This is a genomic window from Brevibacillus fluminis (assembly GCF_003710825.1).
Taxonomy (GTDB): Bacteria; Bacillota; Bacilli; order Brevibacillales; family Brevibacillaceae; genus Brevibacillus_D; species Brevibacillus_D fluminis.
In genome coordinates, this window is the sequence record NZ_RHHQ01000004.1 from 369,737 (window position 1) to 388,131 (window position 18,395).

Consider the following 18,395-nt stretch of genomic DNA (forward strand, 5'->3'; position numbering starts at 1 on the left):
CCTGCAGATCGTGCGTGCATCAGGGAGGGATGGCCAATGGCTACCGCAACGGTTCAGAATGACTGCGACTTTTCCCCAATGAAAGAAAAGCTCAAGGAGCACCTCACCCAAACTAATGAGCAGCTGGGCCTATTGCTCAGCTCACTCGATCGCGACGGCTCTTGTCTCTTACATGAATTTGAGCAGATCATGAACCGGTTTTCACAAATCAAAGCCACTGCGGCTGCCTTTTACTTGCGATGCTATTTGTCCCCTTATACCGACAGCTATTTGGCTCTTTCCACCGGGATCCAGCATCTATCGGAACGTCGGCACGGCGCGCTCATCGTAATCGAACGCAACGATCCGACAGAGTCTTTCATGCAAAAAGGCATCCCAGTTGGGGCCATGTTCACACATTCCTTGTTGGAATCGATTTTTTATCCGGGCAGCCCTTTGCATGACGGAGCCGTCTTGATTAAAGGGAACCAGATCATTTCGGCTGCCCATGTACTGCCGCACTCCACGCTTTATTCCGGCGAGAAAAAACTCGGGACGCGGCATCGCGCCGCGATTGGGATGAGCGAACAAACCGACGCGCTTGTCATCGTCGTCTCTGAAGAAACGGGGCGAGCCTCCTTTGCGTTGGATGGGACGCTCTATCCATTGGCGGTCATCGACTGAGTGCAGCGCTTCAACACGCTGCCGAAAACGCAAAAAAAATCCGCCTTTCTGCCAGTTGCCTAACAGAAAGAACGGATTTTTTATTTTGCTCCCAATTTGATTAATGCACGGGCTGCAGCCTGCTGCTCCGCTTCCTTTTTCGAGCGACCGGTCCCGACGCCAAGTGCTCCGTTGTTGAGAAGCACCTCGGAAACGAACTCACGATTGTGGGCCGGTCCCCGCTCTTGGACGATGCGGTATGTGATTTCGCCCAAATTGTCTTGTTGGACGAATTCTTGCAGCTGGCTCTTGAAGTCGGTGATCTGGGTGAATTGCCCTTTGTCAATCAGTGGGAAGACATAGGCATCGAGAAACTGAAAGACTGCTTCCAACCCTTGATCCAGATAAAGTGCGCCAATGAATGCCTCAAACACGTCTGCGAGCAAAGCCGGTCGCTGTCTGCCGCCGGTCAGCTCCTCTCCTTTACCAAGAAGAACGAGCTCGCCAAACTGAAACCGTTCAGCGAACTTCACCAGTGAAGGTTCACACACGATCGCAGCTCGCAGCTTTGTCATTTCGCCTTCAGTCATTTTGGGAAATGTCCGGTAAAGAAATTGCGAGATGCTCAATTCCAATACGGCGTCTCCTAAAAACTCAAGACGTTCATTGTCCTGGATTTTTCTGCCTCTTTGTTCATTTACATACGAAGAATGGGTGAAAGCCTGCCGCAACACGCTTTCATCGCGAAAGCGTACATTTATGTTCGTCTGCAGCTCTGCAAAATTCATCACCGCACCCCCAATCCGAGACATCGTCTTTTATGCCTGGTATCGTTTAAGCACAATCGTTGCATTGTGACCGCCAAAACCAAATGTATTGGAGAGAGCCACATCAACGTGCGCTTCGCGAGCTTTGTTCGGTACATAATCAAGATCGCATTCGGGGTCTGGGTTTTCCAAATTGATTGTCGGTGGCAAAATTTGATCGCGCAGGGCGAATGCTGTTGCGATCGCTTCAACACCACCTGTAGCACCGAGCAGATGGCCCGTCATCGATTTGGTCGAGCTGACCGCCAGTTTGTACGCATGCTCCCCGAAAATTTGTTTGATCGCTTGCGTTTCCGCAATGTCGCCTTGACCGGTAGATGTACCGTGCGCATTGATGTAACCGATGCTATCCGGCTCGACTCCCGCATCTTTCAGCGCGAGTTTCATACAGCGGGCAGCGCCCTCGCCGTTTGGAGACGGAGCTGTGATATGGTGCGCATCCGCACTCATGCCATAGCCGATCACTTCAGCGATAATGGTTGCGCCGCGTTTTTTCGCATGCTCCAGCTCTTCAATCACCAGCACGCCCGCTCCTTCGCCCATGACGAAGCCATCGCGATCGCGGTCGAATGGACGGCTCGCTTTTTGCGGCTCATCATTGCGCGTCGACATCGCCTTCATCGAACAGAATCCCGCAAATGCCATCGGTAGCACCGTCGCTTCCGCTCCTCCGGTTACCATTGCATCCGCATGTCCGTATTGAATCAGGCGGAACGCGTCACCGATTGCATTGGTCCCTGTTGCGCACGCTGTAATCGCGCTGGAGGTCGGACCCTTGGCGCCCAATTCGATGGAAATCAAACCGGATGCCATATTCCCGATCAACATCGGAATGAAAAACGGACTTACCCTGCGTGGTCCTTTTTCCAGCATGACACGATGCTGTTCTTCAAACGTGGATAATCCACCGATACCGGAACCGATGTAGACACCGATTTGATCGGCATTCTCTTCATTGATTTCCAAACCGGAGTTCTTCATGGCCATTTTGGCAGCAGCCAGTGCGAATTGCACGAAACGGTCCGTACGACGCACTTCTTTTTTGTCCATGTAGTCTTCTGGCACGAAATCTTTCACTTCGCCAGCAATTTGTGTCGGATAATCAGTGACATCAAAGCTCGTGATTTTATCGATCCCCGACTTACCAGTGCGCAGGCTTTCCCAGAAGGTATCAACGTCGTTGCCCACAGGAGAAATGACGCCAACGCCCGTAATCACCACTCTTCGTTTCATTCGCTTCACCTCTATATGTAATAAGCATTTCGCTTTCATTACGGATTGAATGTGGATAAAAGTGGAAAGTCCGCATATGTGAAGGGAGGAGCCCCGCCGAAACGAGACTCCCTTCTACAATTACTTGTGGGACTCTATGTATTTTACTACCTCGCCCACAGTAGTGATTTTCTCAGCATCTTCATCGGAAATCTCCAAATCGAACTCATCCTCGAGTTCCATAACGAGCTCCACTACATCCAAAGAGTCAGCACCCAGGTCTTCTTTAAAAGAAGCTTCCAAAGTAACTTTGGACTCATCTACATTCAACCGGTCAATCACGATTTTTTTCACTTTCTCAAAAACGTCTGCCATCTTACTTCACCCCCTCTCCAAGTATTATAAGGGATGTCCCTTGTAAAAACCAGTTGAATCAAGGATTCGAACGGGTTACATGTACATGCCGCCATCGACATGCAAGGTTTGTCCTGTCATATAAGCAGCCGCATCGCTCGCCAAAAAGTGCACGACATTGGCGATTTCATCCGCTTGCCCCAATCGTGCGAGCGGAATTTGTGTCAGCAGGTTAGCTTTTACATCCTCAGGCAAAACGTCTGTCATGTCCGTTGCAATGAAGCCTGGAGCCACTGCATTCACCGTGATGCCACGGGACGCCAGCTCACGCGCTGCGGTTTTGGTCAGGCCGATCACGCCCGCTTTCGCCGCCACATAGTTGGCTTGCCCAGCGTTGCCGAGCACGCCCACCACCGAGGTGATATTGATGATTCGGCCGCTGCGCTGTTTCATCATCGGACGAGTAGCCGCCTTGATGCAGTTAAACACACCTTTGAGGTTCGTGTCAATCACATCGTCCCATTCTTCCTCTTTCATACGCATCATCAAGTTATCGCGGGTAATCCCAGCGTTGTTAACCAAAATGTCAATTTGACCGAAAGTGTCAAGAGCCGACTTGAACATGTCGTTCACTTCATCCGCACTGCTCACATTCGCTTTCACCATGATCGCTTCGCGACCCAGCTCCTTGATTTTCGCTACGGTTTCAGCCGCTGCTGCCTCGCTGCCCGCATAGTTGACGACGACGTTGCAGCCGTCAGCTGCCAGCTTAAGCGCGATCGCGCGTCCGATGCCGCGTGATGCGCCTGTTACGAGCGCCACTTTTCCTGTTAGCATAAAATACCTCCATCCAGCAGTTCTGCAAGCGATTCCGCGTCTTGCACCGAGTAGATTTTCACATCACCTGGAGCAATCTTTTTAATCAGTCCGGCGAGCACTTTGCCAGGTCCGATTTCGATGAACGTGGTCACGCCCTTCTCCGCCATCCACGCGACAGAATCCTCCCATAGAACGGGGGATGCCACTTGATCGACGAGGCTGGTTGCAATGTCCTCTGCGCCTGTTACCGGACGCGCCGAAACGTTCGCCACAACCGGGAAGGATGCTTCACTGATCGCGATGCCTGCAAGCACTTCTTTCAGCCGATCAGCCGCTGGCTCCATCAAGGAGGAGTGGAACGGTCCGCTCACATTAAGTGGAAGGACACGTTTTGCCCCCGCAGCCTTCGCACCCTCGCCTGCCAGCTTCACGCCTTCCGCGCTTCCGGAAATGACGATTTGGCCTGGACAGTTGAGGTTTGCCAGCTGAACCGGGTTACCGCCGGCCGTTACTTCTTCGCACACCACATGCAGCGCGTCCCGTTCCATTCCAAGAACTGCCGCCATGGCGCCTTGGCCTGCTGGAACCGCGCTTTCCATGAATTGACCGCGCAGTCTGACTGTTTTCACGGCATCCTCAAACGTAAGGGCGCCAGCTGCGACAAGCGCGGAATACTCGCCGAGGCTGTGGCCTGCGACAAAATCAGCCTTGATGACAGGCTGTTTTTCTTTAAGCGCCGCTAGTACTGCAACGCTCATCGTCAAGATTGCCGGCTGCGTATTGGCAGTCAGCTTCAGTTCTTCATCTGGACCTTCAAAGCAGAGCGTAGACAGCGAAAAGCCGAGCGCTGCGTCCGCCTGGTCAAATATATTTTTAGCCGCGGCCGATTGTGTAGCCAGTTCTTTTCCCATGCCAACAAACTGGGAGCCTTGGCCCGGGAATACGAGTGCAATTTTACTCATCTTGTTAACTCCCTTCCGTTAGGCTTGCTTTGTGCACCATGTCAAAAGTGCCGCGCCCCACGTCAATCCGCCGCCGAATCCAACCAGCACTAGATTGTCGCCTTCTTTCACGCGACCTGCTTCCACCGCTTCATCCAGTGCAACCGGGATGGAGGCGGAGGACATGTTGCCGTAGCGATCCAGGTTGATCGCGACTTTGTCTTCGGAAAGGCCAAAGCGTTTCAAAGCTGCCTCGATGATCCGCAGGTTCGCTTGATGCGGCACCAGCAGGTCGATGCTCTCTTTTTCCAGTCCCGCTTTTTCCAGAACTGTTTCCGTTGCGGAGTTCATCACACGGACTGCGAACTTGAATACTTCGCTACCGGCCATATACATGTAATGGAGCCCTTGCTCTACCGTTTCCGCGGTTGCCGGCAAGCGCGATCCGCCTGCAGGCAGGTTCAGCAATTCGCCGCCCGAGCCGTCTGCACCGAGATCGAACGCCTTGAAGCCGTAGCCTTCTGGTACTGGCCCCAATATCGCTGCACCAGCCCCGTCACCGAACAAAACGCATGTGTTGCGGTCTTCGTAGTTGGTAATTTTGGAGAGCGATTCTACCCCGATCACCAGCACATAGCGGTACATACCGTTTGCAATGAACTGGGAAGCAGTCGTTACACCATACAAAAAGCCTGTGCACGCTGCCGATATGTCGAGTGCGGATGCTTTTTTCGCACCTAGTTTATCTTGCAAAATGCAGGCGGTGGATGGGAACATCATGTCCGGCGTTACGGTAGCCACGATGATCATATCCAGCTCTTCCGCCGTGATGTTCGCTTTCTTCAGCGCTCGTTGCGCTGCTTCATAGGCGAGATCGGAGGACGCCTGTTCTTTGGACGAGATTCGGCGCTCACGAATCCCCGTGCGCGTCACGATCCATTCGTCATTCGTCTCCACCATTTTTTCCAAATCCGCATTGGTCAGCACTCGTTCAGGCGTGTAGGAGCCTGTGCCGAGGATGCCGACAGGTCGCAATTGAGCCATCTGTTTCACTCGCTTTCGGTTTGTATATGTAGATCGAGTTCTTGCTGAATCAAGCCGTTTACGTCATTTTCCACATAGCGGGCTGCTGCCAAAAACGCGTTTTTGATCGCCAGTGAACTGGACGAGCCATGCGCCTTAAAAACCGGAACCATCAACCCGAGCAGCGGTGCTCCGCCGTACTCGGCATAGTCCATCCGCTTTTTGAACCGAACCAAGCTCGGTTTCAATAGAAAGGCTCCTACTTTATTCAAGAAACTGGAAGTAAACTCCTCTTTCAGCATGGAGAATATCGTGGAAGCGCACCCTTCGATCGATTTCAGCAATACATTTCCCGCAAAGCCTTCGCAAACGACGACGTCGCAGGAGCCTTGCATGATATCGCGCGCCTCCACATTACCGATGAAATGAGTTTTGGAGAGCGCGAGCAGCGGATAGGTGGCCTTGCACAGCTCGTTTCCTTTCGTCTCCTCCGTACCGACATTGAGCAGACCGACCTTCGGATCCGGGATGCCCATGCCCTTGTCGGCATACACGCTGCCCATGATCGCATATTGCAGTAAATGAACGGGCTTTGCGTCTACATTGGCGCCGACATCGAGCAAGAGCGACGCTTTTCCTTGCACATTCGGAATAAACGCAGCCAGCGCAGGGCGTTCGATTCCTTTCATCCGCCCTGCGATCAGAAGACCGGCTGTCATCAAAGCGCCCGTATTCCCCGCGGAGATACAAGCGTCCACTTTTCGCAGCTTGGCTAAATCCATCGTTACGACCATTGACGAATCTTTTTTACGTCGGACCGCACGCACTGGTTCATCCTCTGCCTCGATGATCTCGGTCGTGTGGTGAATCTCAATTCTGGAGGGGATGGTTGCGGGCATGTGTTGTCTGATGGCAGTCTCGTCTCCTACGAGCACAACCGTAAGCGACGGGTTGGACTGGATGGCGAGCAATGCACCTTCCACCACGCTTTTCGGAGCGTGGTCGCCTCCCATCGCATCGATAGCGATACGCAAATCATTTCCTCCTTTACTCATTGCCTACAATTGTGGTTCCGCTTCCCATGCGGCTGCACGCACGACACGGAAGCTTGCAGAAAAGACAACTTCATTTTGTACTCTCGTCTCAACGCGCACGCGGCTCTCATCCCCACTGCTTGAACGGACCACCGCTTTGGCGACCAGCCGTTCACCAAGCTTGACGGGACGGATAAACCGGATGCGCGCCGTCGCAGTCAGCGCGACATCTGCATTGATCAGCGCGACTGCGAGCGAATTTGCTTGTGCAAATATATAATGTCCTCTGGCAATTTGCGTGCGGGTAAACACATGCTCTTCCTTGATGTCGAGCACGGAGATTCCCTGCACATCCAATTGCAGATCGACAACCTCACCGATCACTTCATCAATCCCCAGTGACTTTACCGGGTCCAAGCTGCGTTCCGCCACCGACTTGATCCGCTCACGCAGCTCCGGAATACCAAGCTCTAGCCGATCAAGCCGGATGGTCTGGATGCTGACGCGAAAAGCTGTCGCCAAGTCTTCATCCGTTGCGAAAGGATTTTCTTTTAAATACTGGACGAGCCGCGTTTGTCGATCTTTTTTCGGCAATCGGGCGATGGTCGCCACCCCCCAATATGTATAGACATATCGAACCTAATTTACGATCAGAAATTAATACCTGGTGCCAAAACTAGTATATTCGACATGCGGTATCATTACAACCCTAATAAATCCGGCGAATTAATTCTTCAATCTCCGGCTCCGCAAGCGTAATATCAAGCGGATCACCCCATTTGCTGATTTCATCGAGGATAACTGGGGTCGAAATCGTGCGTTTATCGTAAAAAACCTGTACCTGCATTCCGTTCGTCTCAATGCGCTCGATACCGCGAATCTGCTGGATCTGTGGCGTCGAGGCAAATTGCACCGTGCATGTGGTCGGCAGTCCGATCTGCTCGCGCAGCGCGGACAAACTGCCATCCATGACCAGCTTCCCGTGATTGATGACAATGATGCGCTGACACAATTCAGCAATGTCATCCATGTCATGCGTGGTCAACAAAATGGTTTTTCGCTCCACCCGGTTGATTTCCTTCAAAAACCCGCGAATTCTTTCTTTGGCGACCACATCGAGACCGATCGTGGGCTCATCCAGAAACAGGATTGCCGGATCATGCAGCAGGGCCGCCGCCAAGTCGGCTCGCATGCGCTGGCCAAGTGACAGTTTGCGCACTGGCGTATTAATGAAGCTCCCTAGTTCCAGCAGATCGTCATACCGTTCCATAGCTAGTGCGTACTGTTTCTCGTCAACTTGATACATGGCCTGCAAAATTTCGAACGAATCGCGCACCGGCAAGTCCCACCATAGCTGTGTTCGCTGCCCAAACACGACGCCGATCTTTTTGGCAACCTCTCTACGCTGCAGCTGTGGGCTCATGCCCGCCACTTCAACCGATCCGGCGGAAGGATGGAGAATACCTACAAGCATTTTGATGGTGGTAGACTTGCCCGCACCATTTGGCCCCAGATACCCAACGAATTCTCCTTCCTCAATCGCAAAGGAAACGGACTCAACCGCTTTTTTCGCCGAGCCTACGCCTGAAAACAACGCGCGGAAGCTGCCGAGCACTCCCTTCGCATTGGGTCTGTGCCAAAATGTTTTCTCAAGCCCGTCGGCTACGATCATTTCCTTATCTCCCTTCTATTATCAACCAAGAACACAAAATCACTTTGCTGCTCACGAGCCTGTGCTATGGTAATGTTTGATACCGAAGCGCCAAAACCAAAGGGCCACAAGCAAGTATCCGATCACCACGCCCGGAGAAACCAGCAAATAATACCAACTGCCCCCTTTGTGCAGCAAATATAGTGCCGGTATGTAATTAATGAAGCCGACAGGGAGCAGGCCCAGAAATACGAGCTTGAGCCAATCCGGGTACAAGCTGATCGGATAGTTCGCTGCATTGGACGGGGCATAAAGCGTGAACGCCTGCAAATCCTTCACCTGTGACGTCCAAAAAGCAGTTGTTGCGGTTATCAATGAAATCGAGAACATCATCACGCACCCGAGCAGTATCGCCACCGGCAAATACGCGATGAGAAGCCAACTCACCTCTCCTTGGCGAAACAACCCGGCGAGTGAAACACCAAGCACCACGATCCCTTGCAGCACACCCCCTACTTTCCCCAAATCCACCCGTTTGGTCAGCAACAGGAACAACGGCGGCATCGGCCGCACTAGCAGCTGATCGAATTCCCCCTGGATGATATATTTTTCAAACTCGTGGATTTCCGCAGCAATCGTCCGATACATAGACATCGCACAGGAGATGATCCCGTATAACACTCCGATCTCATAGAGGCTCCAGCCTTTCACGTGATCAAACCGTGCCAGCACTGCGCCTAGCAGTAAAAAGTCGAGCACCGACAGGCTAGCATTGGCAAACGCGGTCATGATGAAGTTGCCTTTGTATTGCAGCTGTGAGCGAATATTGGTTTTCAACATCTTCCAATAAAAGGACCACATGGCTATCCTCCTTGAATTTCGGTTCTGCGCCGCGCCCTGCCGGTCAGCACGAGGCAGACGATGGTCAGGACGATCGACCAGATCGCTTGCAGACCGAGCACGCCGTACGAAACTTGTTCCAGATACAACATGGTCGGATAGTAGAGCACACCAGCGAACGGCAGTCCGAGCGCAAGCGTACTAAGCCAATGCGGAAACAGATCGATCGGCACAAATTGGCCGCCGAGACCAAACAGCAAGGTGATGAGCACATTATGCAAACCGCTGATTTCATTTGTCCAAAAAGAAGTGAGGCCAACGAGAAAAAACAGGAGCAAACTGATGTAAACCGCGAGTAAAATGGAGAGCAAGGCAACGATGTAGGTGAAAGGCTCGCGAGGAAGATAAAAGCCAACTGTAGCGGAATAGACGATGGCGATTGGCAGCGTGCGGTACAGGAGGTTGTAGCAAATCTTGCCCGCTTCCTGTGAGATTACAAACAAAAAATAGCTCACAGGCCGCATGAGGTCGAGGCTGACCGCACCGGTGCGCACCTGAAGATGGATGCCCAATCCCGGGCTGAGGAATGTCGTGATCCAAAGCATGATTTGCGTAAACGCGATGTAATGCGCCATGGTGGAAGGGTTGTAAATACTGTCCGTGTTCCCCTTGCCTTCCAGCACGCCAGCCCAAATAGCGATGAACACGAATCCGAAAATGGTGCTGGCAAAATTGTTGATGATATGTGCCATGCGATACTGAAGATTGCGACGAAAGCTTTTTACAAGAAGCAACCAATAAACCATCTCATTCCCCCTCTTTTGCAAAAACGAGAATTTCTCGAAAACGCAACGAAGGCAGCGCCAAGAAGCTTGGCGCCACCATGTTTTTTGCCGAAAGAAAAAAGCAAGGTGAGGTATCACCCTGCTTCTTATTTTGCTACTTTTTGACCTTTGTAGTGTCCGCAGCTTCCGCAAACGCGGTGAGCCAGCTTGTGTTCGCCACAATTGTCGCATTTGATCATGCCTGGAATCTCTAATTTGAAGTGCGTACGACGCATTCTTTTACGAGTTTTGGAAGTTCTCCGTTGAGGTACTGCCATCTTACTTACACCTCCTTCAATTCTGTTTCAAGTAGGCCTCGATAGGAGGAAGCACACAAGTGCTCTTCACACTGAGAGGAAGCCTTCTATTCATGATCGGCGGCATCGGACAAGCCAAGCGCGCCAGTCATTCAAAAATGAAGCGTGAATCTGTTACAATACACATTGCTTCATATTGAACCTTTGTCCAAGATTACTCGTTGTTCTTTTGGAAAAAGTCAGCCAAACCGGCCAACCGCGGATCGATGCGTTCGTTTTTGCAGCTGCATGGCTGCTCATTGCGGTTAACGCCGCACGTTGGGCATAATCCTTTGCAATCCTCGGAACAAAGCGGGAACGTTGGCACTTCCAGGAGAAAATCCTCTGAAAGCAGTGGATCCAGCTCAATCTCTTCTCCATCCAGCAGTTGAATGTCGCTTTCTTCGTCAAGCACCAGCGATTCGTCGTTGGTAAACGACTCGGAAAACGGCACATGCATGTGCTGGGTGAATGTGGTCAAACAGCGAGCACAGACATAATTGACATCTGCCTCCATATCCCCATTCACATAATAGAGATCTCCCAGCTTGGCAGCCTCACCGACTGCTTGCACGGGTGTGACACTGCGAATTTCTTGATGGCGCGATTTGATATCGTCGGCATCCAATGTCACTCGGAACGGTAGTGGTTCACCTTTACGATGATCCAGTTCACTCAATCGAATAATCATGTTTTTTCACCTCAAGCGCAACAAAGATGATTATAGCTTTTGCCCAAATCTTTGTCAACCAATTTTCCTTGACAGCACGTTCGTTCCATCCCACCGCATTTTCCAACGGTTGCTAAAAAGATAGCACTCTACTACACTATGGAGCAAGAAAAAAAAGGAGGAACTTTGTTTGAAGACGGTGGGATTAGTCGTCGAATACAATCCGTTGCATAACGGTCATTACTATCATTATACAGAAGCCAAACGGGTCACGGGCGCAGACGCCTGCGTGATCGTGATGAGCAGCAATTTTTTGCAGCGCGGCGAGCCTGCCTTGCTCTCTAAATGGGCGCGAGCAGAAATGGCGCTGCAGGCGGGCATCGACCTGGTTATCGAGCTTCCGCTACCCTATTCTTGTGCCACCGCCGAGCTGTTCGCGTTGGGGGCCGTTTCGGTGCTCGACCGAATCGGTGTGGTCGATTCCCTCTGCTTTGGCAGTGAAAGCGGTGAGATCAGTTGGATCAGCGATCTAGCTGAGCTGCTCGCTGATGAACCGGAAGCTTTTTCCCTTTCGCTCAGGGCTCATCTCGCAAAAGGCCTTTCCTACCCGTCCGCCTACGCACAGGCTGCATCGGAAATGCTGGACCGCGACGGTTCACCGGATGCCGATTTAGCCTCGCCCAACAATATTTTGGGACTCAACTATTTGCTTGCCCTCAAACGGCTCGGCAGCCGCATTCAACCTGCAACCATCAAGCGGCAAAAAGCCGAATATCATCAAACGACGATCACCGATGCCCAAATCGCAAGTGCCACAGCTATCCGCAAGTTGATTTTTGGCGATGATGCTGGCTTTGAAGAGCTTGCACCCTATGTTCCCCCCACCACACTTGCCATTATACAGCGTGAGTTTGAGCTCGGGCGCGGGCCAATCAATTGGGAACGATTCCGCCATCCTCTCTTTCACCGGCTTTTGCAGCTCTCGCCTGAAGACATCGCTGGTTATCATGAAGTCGGCGAGGGTATCGAGCATCGGCTGAAAGCGGCAGCAAGACAAGCTACCACGGTCGCGGAGCTGGTTGCCGCCACGAAAAACAAACGCTACACGTGGAACCGCATCCAGCGTATGCTGACAGCCGTCCTGCTTGACATGAAAAAAAGTACGATGGCTGAGCTTTCCTTAAAAAATGGAGCGCCTTATGCCCGGATTCTCGGCTTCTCGCAGGTCGGCAAGCAGCTTCTGCACGAGGCGAAAAAGAAGTCGTCCATCCCGCTGATCACAAAAGTGACGGACGGGCTGCATCCGATGCTGGACATGGAAATTGCCGCTGTTGCCGTCTACAGCCTGGCCCAGCCAGAGCCGGGAGATCGCCCCTTCACGGCTGAGTACCGACGCCCGCCTATTGTTTTGGCGTGAGCGATTCTAAGTAGACCAGCGCGTCATCCAGCTTTTTGACCGGAACGATCTTCATCTTAGCGCCGACCCGCTTCGCAGTCGCCAGCGCCTCCTGATAGTTCGATACGGGCGCATCCGAATCGTCAGGGGCAAAGAATATTTCTGCGCCCGCATTTTGCGCTGCGATGATTTTGTGGTTGATGCCGCCGATGCGTCCGATTGTCGCATCCGGATTGATCGTGCCTGTACCGGCGATCCGGTACCCTTTTGTTAGGTCGATATCCGGGCGCAGCTGATCGTAAATTTCCAGCGTAAACATCAGTCCAGCAGATGGCCCCCCGATGTTTTCCGAGTTGATGTTTACTTTCTTCGGCACTTCAATCAGCGTCTTGTCTGCCGGTCTGATCCCGAATCCTGGACGAGCTTTCTGCCCGGTGTCGGCCGGCAGCTCGACTAACGTCAAGCTTGCTTTTTGCTCTTGTTTGTCTCTGAGATAGGTAAGCGCGATCGTGTCACCCGCCTTTTTGTTGGCAAGGGCTGCGAACAGCTCATTCGTGTCGGTGATTCGCTTATCGTCCACCTGTGTGATGATGTCCCCCACCTTCAGCACTTTTGCTGCAGGCATGCCTTCCAGCGTCCCGTTGACCAGTACGCCCAGCTTCTGTATCTTGACGGGGTAGCCCGCTCGTCGGAAGGCCATCGCTTCAGCCGTCATCTGTGAATCCTGCATGACCCCGAGCTCACGTTTGGTGTAATCTTCGTTCGACTCCCCTTTGTTTAGGACGAGGTCGCGATCGATCAACTCGGCATCCGGCGAAAATTTGGAGTACACATACCAGGCGATGTTAGCCTGTCCCATCCGCACGGTAGTCAGCATGAACGCGCCCTTCTCATCCTTCTTTCCGCCCTCAACGCTGATGATCGGCGACAGCTCCATGGCTGATCCCGGTCTCGTGACGTAGTATGGCAATGGTATATACAGACTGATGGTCAAAAGGCCGATCAAAACCACGATCAGCCAGCGTGATTGGCGTACGCTTTTCACTGTTGGTCCTCCCATTTTTCAATCAACTCGATGATTTTCTCTACATGCTCTCGTGCGCACCGTTCCCCTTCAGCGATAATCTCCTGAATGCCGCTGTACGCGATGCTGCTGTATTGTCCTACGTCCGGCCGGATCACCAAGTCCGCTGAAACAATCCGATGGCGCAAAATCTCGCGTTCCATTACATCGATCGCCTGCGCGATCACTTCAAAGATGGATTTGACTTGAATCTGCGTATCAAATTGCGCCACATCGACGGCGATCACAATATCGGCTCCTAGCTCCCGCGCCACGGTAATCGGCACTCGATCAATGACGCCGCCGTCCACGAGCAACCGTCCATCCACCTTTTCCGGCACAAAGATGCCTGGAATCGAGATGCTTGCGCGCACCGCCTGATCGATCGGCCCTTTCGTGAAAACCACGCGCTCCCCGCGTTCGATGTCGGTCGCAACAATCGCCAAAGGGATATTCAGCTGTTCGATATTTTTCCCATGCGTCAAGAGTCTTATCAATTCTTTGATCTTCTGACCGGCGACGAACCCTAGGTTCGGCACAATTACATCAAGCCAATGCTTCCGTTTCAAATTCAATGCCAGCTTTTCCATCATGTCCGGTTTGATGCCATTGGCGTAAAACGCGGCGACCAGGCTGCCCATGCTGCTGCCGGCCAAAAAATCCACCTCGATCTGATGCTCTTCCAGCACCTTGAGCACGCCGATGTGCGCGAAGCCACGCGCTCCGCCCGATCCGAGCGCCAAACCGATCTTGGGTCGTCTTTTGCCTGCTGCCATGTGCCGCCCCCCTTTCCGAGTCACCATTTCTTAGCTTATGTATGAACCATGCGCTTCATTTCGCTTTCGTGGGAAGCTTGGGCGAATAGTTTCACTACCTTGGACGTAGACATGTACTATCCTGATCCGCAGGAGGGACGTATGGCTCGCCGTTCGCATTTTCTCACGTTGTTTGTTGCGCTTTTTTCCATTGGCTTGGTTATTGCACTCGTTTCAAATCCGCAAACATCGTTTCAAGCCGCCCTGAGGGGCTTGAATATTTGGTGGGAAGTGGTGTTTCCCGCTACACTCCCATTCATTGTGTTGTCGGAAATCTTGATGGGGTTTGGCGTCGTTCATTTCGTCGGCGTGCTACTGGAACCGCTGATGCGTCCACTTTTTAATGTGCCGGGCACGGGAGGCTTTATCTTGACGATGGGATTTGCTTCCGGCTATCCCGTTACGGCCAAACTAACCACCAGCTTGCGGGAATCGGGAAACATCACCCGAGCGGAAGGAGAACGACTCGTATCATTTGTAACGACCGGTGATCCGCTATTTGTTATCGGGGCGGTTGCCGTCGGCTTTTTTCACAACGAGCAGCTTGGCTTCATTCTCGCCGCAACCCATTACGTATCTGCGCTATTGCTCGGAATCATGTACCGGTTTCACGCGCCTCGCGACCTATCGACGAAGCCGATCAGCAAAAATAAGCTTCCTTTACTGCTTCGCGCCTTGCAAGCCATGCATCGCGCACGCCTCAATGACGGCAGAGCCTTTGGCCGCTTGATGGGCGATGCCGTTCATTCGGCTTTGCAGACGCTCCTGATGATCGGCGGCTTTTTAATCGTGTTTTCGGTCATTTTGCAGCTTCTCAGCACGCTGAACATCACGCAATTTCTTTCCGCTGTCATCACGGTGCTGCTCTCTCCGTTTGACTTGCCGCCGCAGTTTGCCAAGGCGCTCATTTCCGGGATATTCGAGGTAACGCTCGGCGCACAAGCCACGAGCGAAGTGCCAGGCCAGGTGTCGCTCATGTGGAAAGCCGCGATCGCGAGCGCCGTCATTTCTTGGGGTGGTTTGAGCGTGCACGCACAGGTAGCGAGCATCCTCGCGAATACCGATATCCGCGTCGCTCCCTACTTGTTAGCCCGCTTTATCCACGCGATCATGGCTGCCATTATGACCCTGATTTTCTGGGGCCCACTCACGCGCATGACAGAAGGAATCGCAGCCAGCAAGCCGGTGTTTCAAGTGTATGACCAGCCGCGCATGCTGCATGCCTGGAGTGATTCGCTCAGTCACAACGGCTTGACCGCCACACTCATCTTTATCGTGCTGATCATCATCAGCCTGTTGCTGTATCGACAAGCATCCCGCCCCACTCGCTGAGGCGGGCTTTTTTAGTTATTCTTCATTTTTGCAAGAATCGCTTGCTCAACCACCGGCGGGACCAGATCGCTCACTGGCGCATGGTAGCGCGCGACTTCCTTCACGATGCTGGAGCTGAGATACGAATACTGATTGCTGGTCATCATGAAAAAGGTTTCGACGGAATCATCCAGCTTTTTATTGACCGACGCCATCTGCATTTCGTATTCAAAATCGGAGACTGCACGCAGTCCCTTGATCAGCACTTGCGCTTTCCGCTTTTTCATATAGTCGATGAGCAGGCCGCCGAATGTGTCCACCTCCACATTTGGATAATCGGCGGTAACGCTGCGAATCAGCTCCATCCGCTCTTCCACGGAAAAAAGCGGCGTTTTTTTCGAGTTCGTCAAAACAGCCACAATCACTTTGTCAAAAATGGCGGCTGCCCGCGAGATGATGTCCAGGTGCCCGTTTGTAATCGGATCGAAACTGCCGGGACAAACTGCGATTTTCATTCTTGTGCCTCTCCCTTCGGTTCATAGCGATAAATGCTGATTGTCGTATCCCCGTATGTCGCCTGCTTCTGCAGGACACAATCAGCGATTTGCTCACCCAGCTTAAATTCGGTATCATGCTCGGCCACGATCCAGCAGCCATCTGCCAACAATCCTGTATCCTGCAAAATCGCCATCTCTGCCGCAATTTTTTGATAAGCATACGGCGGATCAAGAAAAACGACGGAAAACTTCACATCGCGCTTGGTCAGCGCCTTAAGCGCGCGCGCTGCGTCATTGCGGTACACTTCTGCTTTCTCTGTCGCCTGCACCTTTTCCAGATTGCCTTTTACGACGGAAACGGCCTTGGCATCGGCATCGACGAAAATGACGCGCTCTACGCCCCGACTCAACGCCTCGATTCCGAGCCCTCCGGTTCCTGCATATAAATCGAGGGCAACCCCACCTGAAAAATAAGGGCCGATCATACTGAATATCGATTCCTTGACTTTGTCGGTCGTTGGCCTCGTGCCTTTGCCCGGAACGGCCGCCAAGGCTCTTCCTTTAAATTCGCCTGCAATTACTCTCATTGTGCTCACCTAATTCTTTTCGTTGTAAGACGATATGTGACGATGGTTTGGTGGTCGCATATCGGGAATGCTCTCATACTATCACATCCACGAATGAGCCGTAAAATTGCGATTGGAAAATTTTTCAGGAACTTTTTCCATCGATGTATAAAAAATACCAGGTTGGCAAAGAATAGGAACAAGCGACGCAAGGGTGTCGCTGACAACCGCGGAGAAGACTTACGTTTCCCCATAAGCTCTTCCTCCGGTTTCTCCTCTCCCATAATTGAAATGCGGACCAAGCGAGCTTGTACGTTGGATAGGAACGTACCGGCATTGGTTCCCTGCGCGGGAACGTTCGGACCGCTACCTCATCCCTAACCGGATGAGGTATTTTTTTGCGCATAGCGGTTACACTAGCCGTGCTACGCATTCTCGCTTAAAGGAGTGAGGCAGTAATGGCAGAAAAGGAACCATCCAAGCAAAAGCTCGAGGCATCCGCGATGCAGTCGTTGGCCGATCGCACCGGACAAAACCAGGAGCAAGCACGCAATATGCAATCGGCAGCTGACCAATCTGACATGGAAAAGCACGGTCAATAATCATATCCGCACTTGGGACATGTGCAAGCTTTTCCCATACCTTTCAGAGTCACCCTTTTCCGGAGATCAGCCTCACGGAAAAGGGTTTTCTTTTTTCGTCCAAAGAGGTAAGCCTTGACCAATTGTGCTATACTGTCCAAAGGAAACTTGACGTTAGGGGGAGAAATACCTTGATTAACCCGATTGCCTTCTCGATCGGACCGATTTCCGTGCACTGGTACGGCATCACGATGGGTCTCGCTTTTTTTCTCGGTACCTATCTCGCGCGCTATAACAGCAAACGCGCCGGCATTGATCCTGATCACGTGCTGAATATGGTAGTGTGGATTATTCCCGCAGCGATCATTTGCGCCCGCGCGTATTATGTGGCGTTTGAATGGGAGCATTACAAAGATAACCTGTTTGATATGATCGCTGTTTGGAAAGGCGGGCTGGCGATTCACGGCGGTTTGATCGGCGGACTGATTGCAGGCACACTGTACATCCGCAAGCACAATCTGCCATTCTTCCAGCTGGCGGACATCATGATGCCAAGCGTCATTTTGGGGCAAGCGATTGGACGCTGGGGCAACTTCTTGAACCAGGAAGCGCATGGCGGTCCCGTCTCTGCAGAATTCATGTCCCATTTTCCGGCATTCATTCGCAATCAGATGCTGATCGGCGGCCAGTACTACCATCCGACTTTCCTGTATGAGTCGCTATGGAATTTGCTCGTGTGCGCGATTCTGCTCTTTATGCTCTATCGTTTCAAACGGTTTGACGGACAAATTTTGTTCAGCTACATGATCCTTTACTCGATCGGGCGCTTCTTTATTGAAGGCATGCGCACCGACAGTCTCATGCTCGGAGGGCTACGCGTCGCTCAGCTGGTCAGCCTCTCCCTCGCGCTGGCAGGTGTGGTGCTCATGATCGTTTTCGCCAGAAAGCCGCGGGAACGTCATCCATCCGTGTAAACATTACTAGCGAAAGATGAAAAGCCATCCCTTCTGTCATAGACAGGGATGGCTTTTTT

General features: G+C 52.3%; 22 protein-coding genes. 5 read left to right on the forward strand and 17 right to left on the reverse strand.

The annotated features are described in order from the left end of the window. The first annotated feature begins 36 nt into the window (after positions 1–36). A complete protein-coding gene (gene cdaS / locus EDM56_RS04015) occupies positions 37–663 on the forward strand; it encodes a sporulation-specific diadenylate cyclase CdaS (RefSeq protein WP_122916588.1) in 627 nt (208 codons plus the stop codon). A gap of 80 nt (positions 664–743) precedes the next feature. On the opposite strand, the gene rnc is transcribed toward cdaS, so the two are convergent. The 13 genes from rnc to EDM56_RS04080 form a co-directional block, all read right to left on the reverse strand. Further along, positions 744–1,430, reverse strand: a complete 687-nt coding sequence (gene rnc / locus EDM56_RS04020) for a ribonuclease III (RefSeq protein WP_122916589.1) — start codon at positions 1,428–1,430, stop codon at positions 744–746. A 30-nt stretch (positions 1,431–1,460) separates the two neighbouring features. After that, complete coding sequence (fabF, locus tag EDM56_RS04025; protein WP_122916590.1) at positions 1,461–2,702, reverse strand: beta-ketoacyl-ACP synthase II; 1,242 nt, start codon at positions 2,700–2,702, stop codon at positions 1,461–1,463. Between the two features lie 120 nt (positions 2,703–2,822). Beyond that, positions 2,823–3,056, reverse strand: a complete 234-nt coding sequence (gene acpP, locus EDM56_RS04030) for an acyl carrier protein (protein WP_122916591.1) — start codon at positions 3,054–3,056, stop codon at positions 2,823–2,825. 75 nt (positions 3,057–3,131) lie between these two features. After that, a complete protein-coding gene (gene fabG / locus EDM56_RS04035) occupies positions 3,132–3,872 on the reverse strand; it encodes a 3-oxoacyl-[acyl-carrier-protein] reductase (RefSeq protein WP_122916592.1) in 741 nt (246 codons plus the stop codon). Next, a complete protein-coding gene (gene fabD, locus EDM56_RS04040; protein WP_122916593.1) occupies positions 3,866–4,816 on the reverse strand; it encodes an ACP S-malonyltransferase in 951 nt (316 codons plus the stop codon). Before fabD ends, fabG begins: the two co-directional genes overlap by 7 nt. 18 nt (positions 4,817–4,834) lie before the next feature. Then, positions 4,835–5,839, reverse strand: a complete 1,005-nt coding sequence (locus EDM56_RS04045; RefSeq protein ID WP_122916594.1) for a beta-ketoacyl-ACP synthase III — start codon at positions 5,837–5,839, stop codon at positions 4,835–4,837. Between the two features lie 5 nt (positions 5,840–5,844). Beyond that, entirely contained in the window at positions 5,845–6,852 is a 1,008-nt protein-coding gene (plsX, locus tag EDM56_RS04050; RefSeq protein WP_122916595.1) for a phosphate acyltransferase PlsX, read from the reverse strand. Between the two features lie 24 nt (positions 6,853–6,876). Next, on the reverse strand, positions 6,877–7,464 hold the full coding sequence (gene fapR, locus EDM56_RS04055; RefSeq protein WP_122916596.1) for a transcription factor FapR: 588 nt from the start codon (positions 7,462–7,464) through the stop codon (positions 6,877–6,879). A 97-nt stretch (positions 7,465–7,561) separates the two neighbouring features. Next, positions 7,562–8,524 carry an ABC transporter ATP-binding protein gene (locus EDM56_RS04060; protein WP_122916597.1) on the reverse strand — a complete coding sequence of 321 codons (963 nt, stop codon included), beginning with the start codon at positions 8,522–8,524 and terminating at the stop codon, positions 7,562–7,564. A 51-nt stretch (positions 8,525–8,575) separates the two neighbouring features. Further along, entirely contained in the window at positions 8,576–9,364 is a 789-nt protein-coding gene (locus EDM56_RS04065) for an ABC transporter permease (protein WP_122916598.1), read from the reverse strand. Positions 9,365–9,366: 2 nt separating this feature from the next. After that, positions 9,367–10,149 (reverse strand): ABC transporter permease, encoded by a 783-nt coding sequence (locus EDM56_RS04070; RefSeq protein WP_122916599.1) that lies wholly within the window; start codon positions 10,147–10,149, stop codon positions 9,367–9,369. Positions 10,150–10,274: 125 nt separating this feature from the next. After that, positions 10,275–10,445, reverse strand: a complete 171-nt coding sequence (gene rpmF / locus EDM56_RS04075) for a 50S ribosomal protein L32 (RefSeq protein ID WP_122916600.1) — start codon at positions 10,443–10,445, stop codon at positions 10,275–10,277. A 193-nt stretch (positions 10,446–10,638) separates the two neighbouring features. Next, entirely contained in the window at positions 10,639–11,154 is a 516-nt protein-coding gene (locus tag EDM56_RS04080) for a YceD family protein (protein WP_122916601.1), read from the reverse strand. Positions 11,155–11,332: 178 nt separating this feature from the next. Between EDM56_RS04080 and EDM56_RS04085 the strand changes: the two genes are divergently transcribed. Further along, a complete protein-coding gene (locus tag EDM56_RS04085; RefSeq protein ID WP_246009261.1) occupies positions 11,333–12,550 on the forward strand; it encodes a nucleotidyltransferase in 1,218 nt (405 codons plus the stop codon). Here EDM56_RS04085 and EDM56_RS04090 read toward each other — a convergent pair. Together EDM56_RS04090 and EDM56_RS04095 are read right to left on the reverse strand one after the other, a co-directional pair. Then, complete coding sequence (locus tag EDM56_RS04090) at positions 12,534–13,574, reverse strand: SepM family pheromone-processing serine protease (RefSeq protein ID WP_246009251.1); 1,041 nt, start codon at positions 13,572–13,574, stop codon at positions 12,534–12,536. The genes EDM56_RS04085 and EDM56_RS04090 overlap by 17 nt on opposite strands. After that, positions 13,571–14,368 carry a patatin-like phospholipase family protein gene (locus EDM56_RS04095; protein WP_122916604.1) on the reverse strand — a complete coding sequence of 266 codons (798 nt, stop codon included), beginning with the start codon at positions 14,366–14,368 and terminating at the stop codon, positions 13,571–13,573. The genes EDM56_RS04090 and EDM56_RS04095 overlap by 4 nt, the downstream gene beginning before the upstream one ends. 141 nt (positions 14,369–14,509) lie before the next feature. Between EDM56_RS04095 and ylbJ the strand changes: the two genes are divergently transcribed. Then, entirely contained in the window at positions 14,510–15,739 is a 1,230-nt protein-coding gene (gene ylbJ, locus EDM56_RS04100; protein WP_122916605.1) for a sporulation integral membrane protein YlbJ, read from the forward strand. A gap of 11 nt (positions 15,740–15,750) precedes the next feature. Here the strand turns inward: ylbJ and coaD are convergent, their stop codons facing one another. Beyond that, the gene (gene coaD / locus EDM56_RS04105) at positions 15,751–16,233 is read right to left on the reverse strand and encodes a pantetheine-phosphate adenylyltransferase (protein WP_122916606.1); all 483 of its coding nucleotides are present in this window, start codon (positions 16,231–16,233) and stop codon (positions 15,751–15,753) included. After that, positions 16,230–16,802, reverse strand: coding sequence for a 16S rRNA (guanine(966)-N(2))-methyltransferase RsmD (gene rsmD / locus EDM56_RS04110; RefSeq protein WP_122916607.1), 573 nt, complete (start codon positions 16,800–16,802; stop codon positions 16,230–16,232). Before rsmD ends, coaD begins: the two co-directional genes overlap by 4 nt. A gap of 437 nt (positions 16,803–17,239) precedes the next feature. Here rsmD and EDM56_RS31360 point away from each other — a divergent pair, with 437 nt between their 5' ends. Both EDM56_RS31360 and lgt read left to right on the forward strand, forming a co-directional pair. Continuing rightward, entirely contained in the window at positions 17,240–17,383 is a 144-nt protein-coding gene (locus EDM56_RS31360; protein WP_183192282.1) for a hypothetical protein, read from the forward strand. Positions 17,384–17,553: 170 nt separating this feature from the next. Beyond that, entirely contained in the window at positions 17,554–18,336 is a 783-nt protein-coding gene (gene lgt / locus EDM56_RS04120; protein ID WP_122916609.1) for a prolipoprotein diacylglyceryl transferase, read from the forward strand. Positions 18,337–18,395 lie beyond the last annotated feature (59 nt).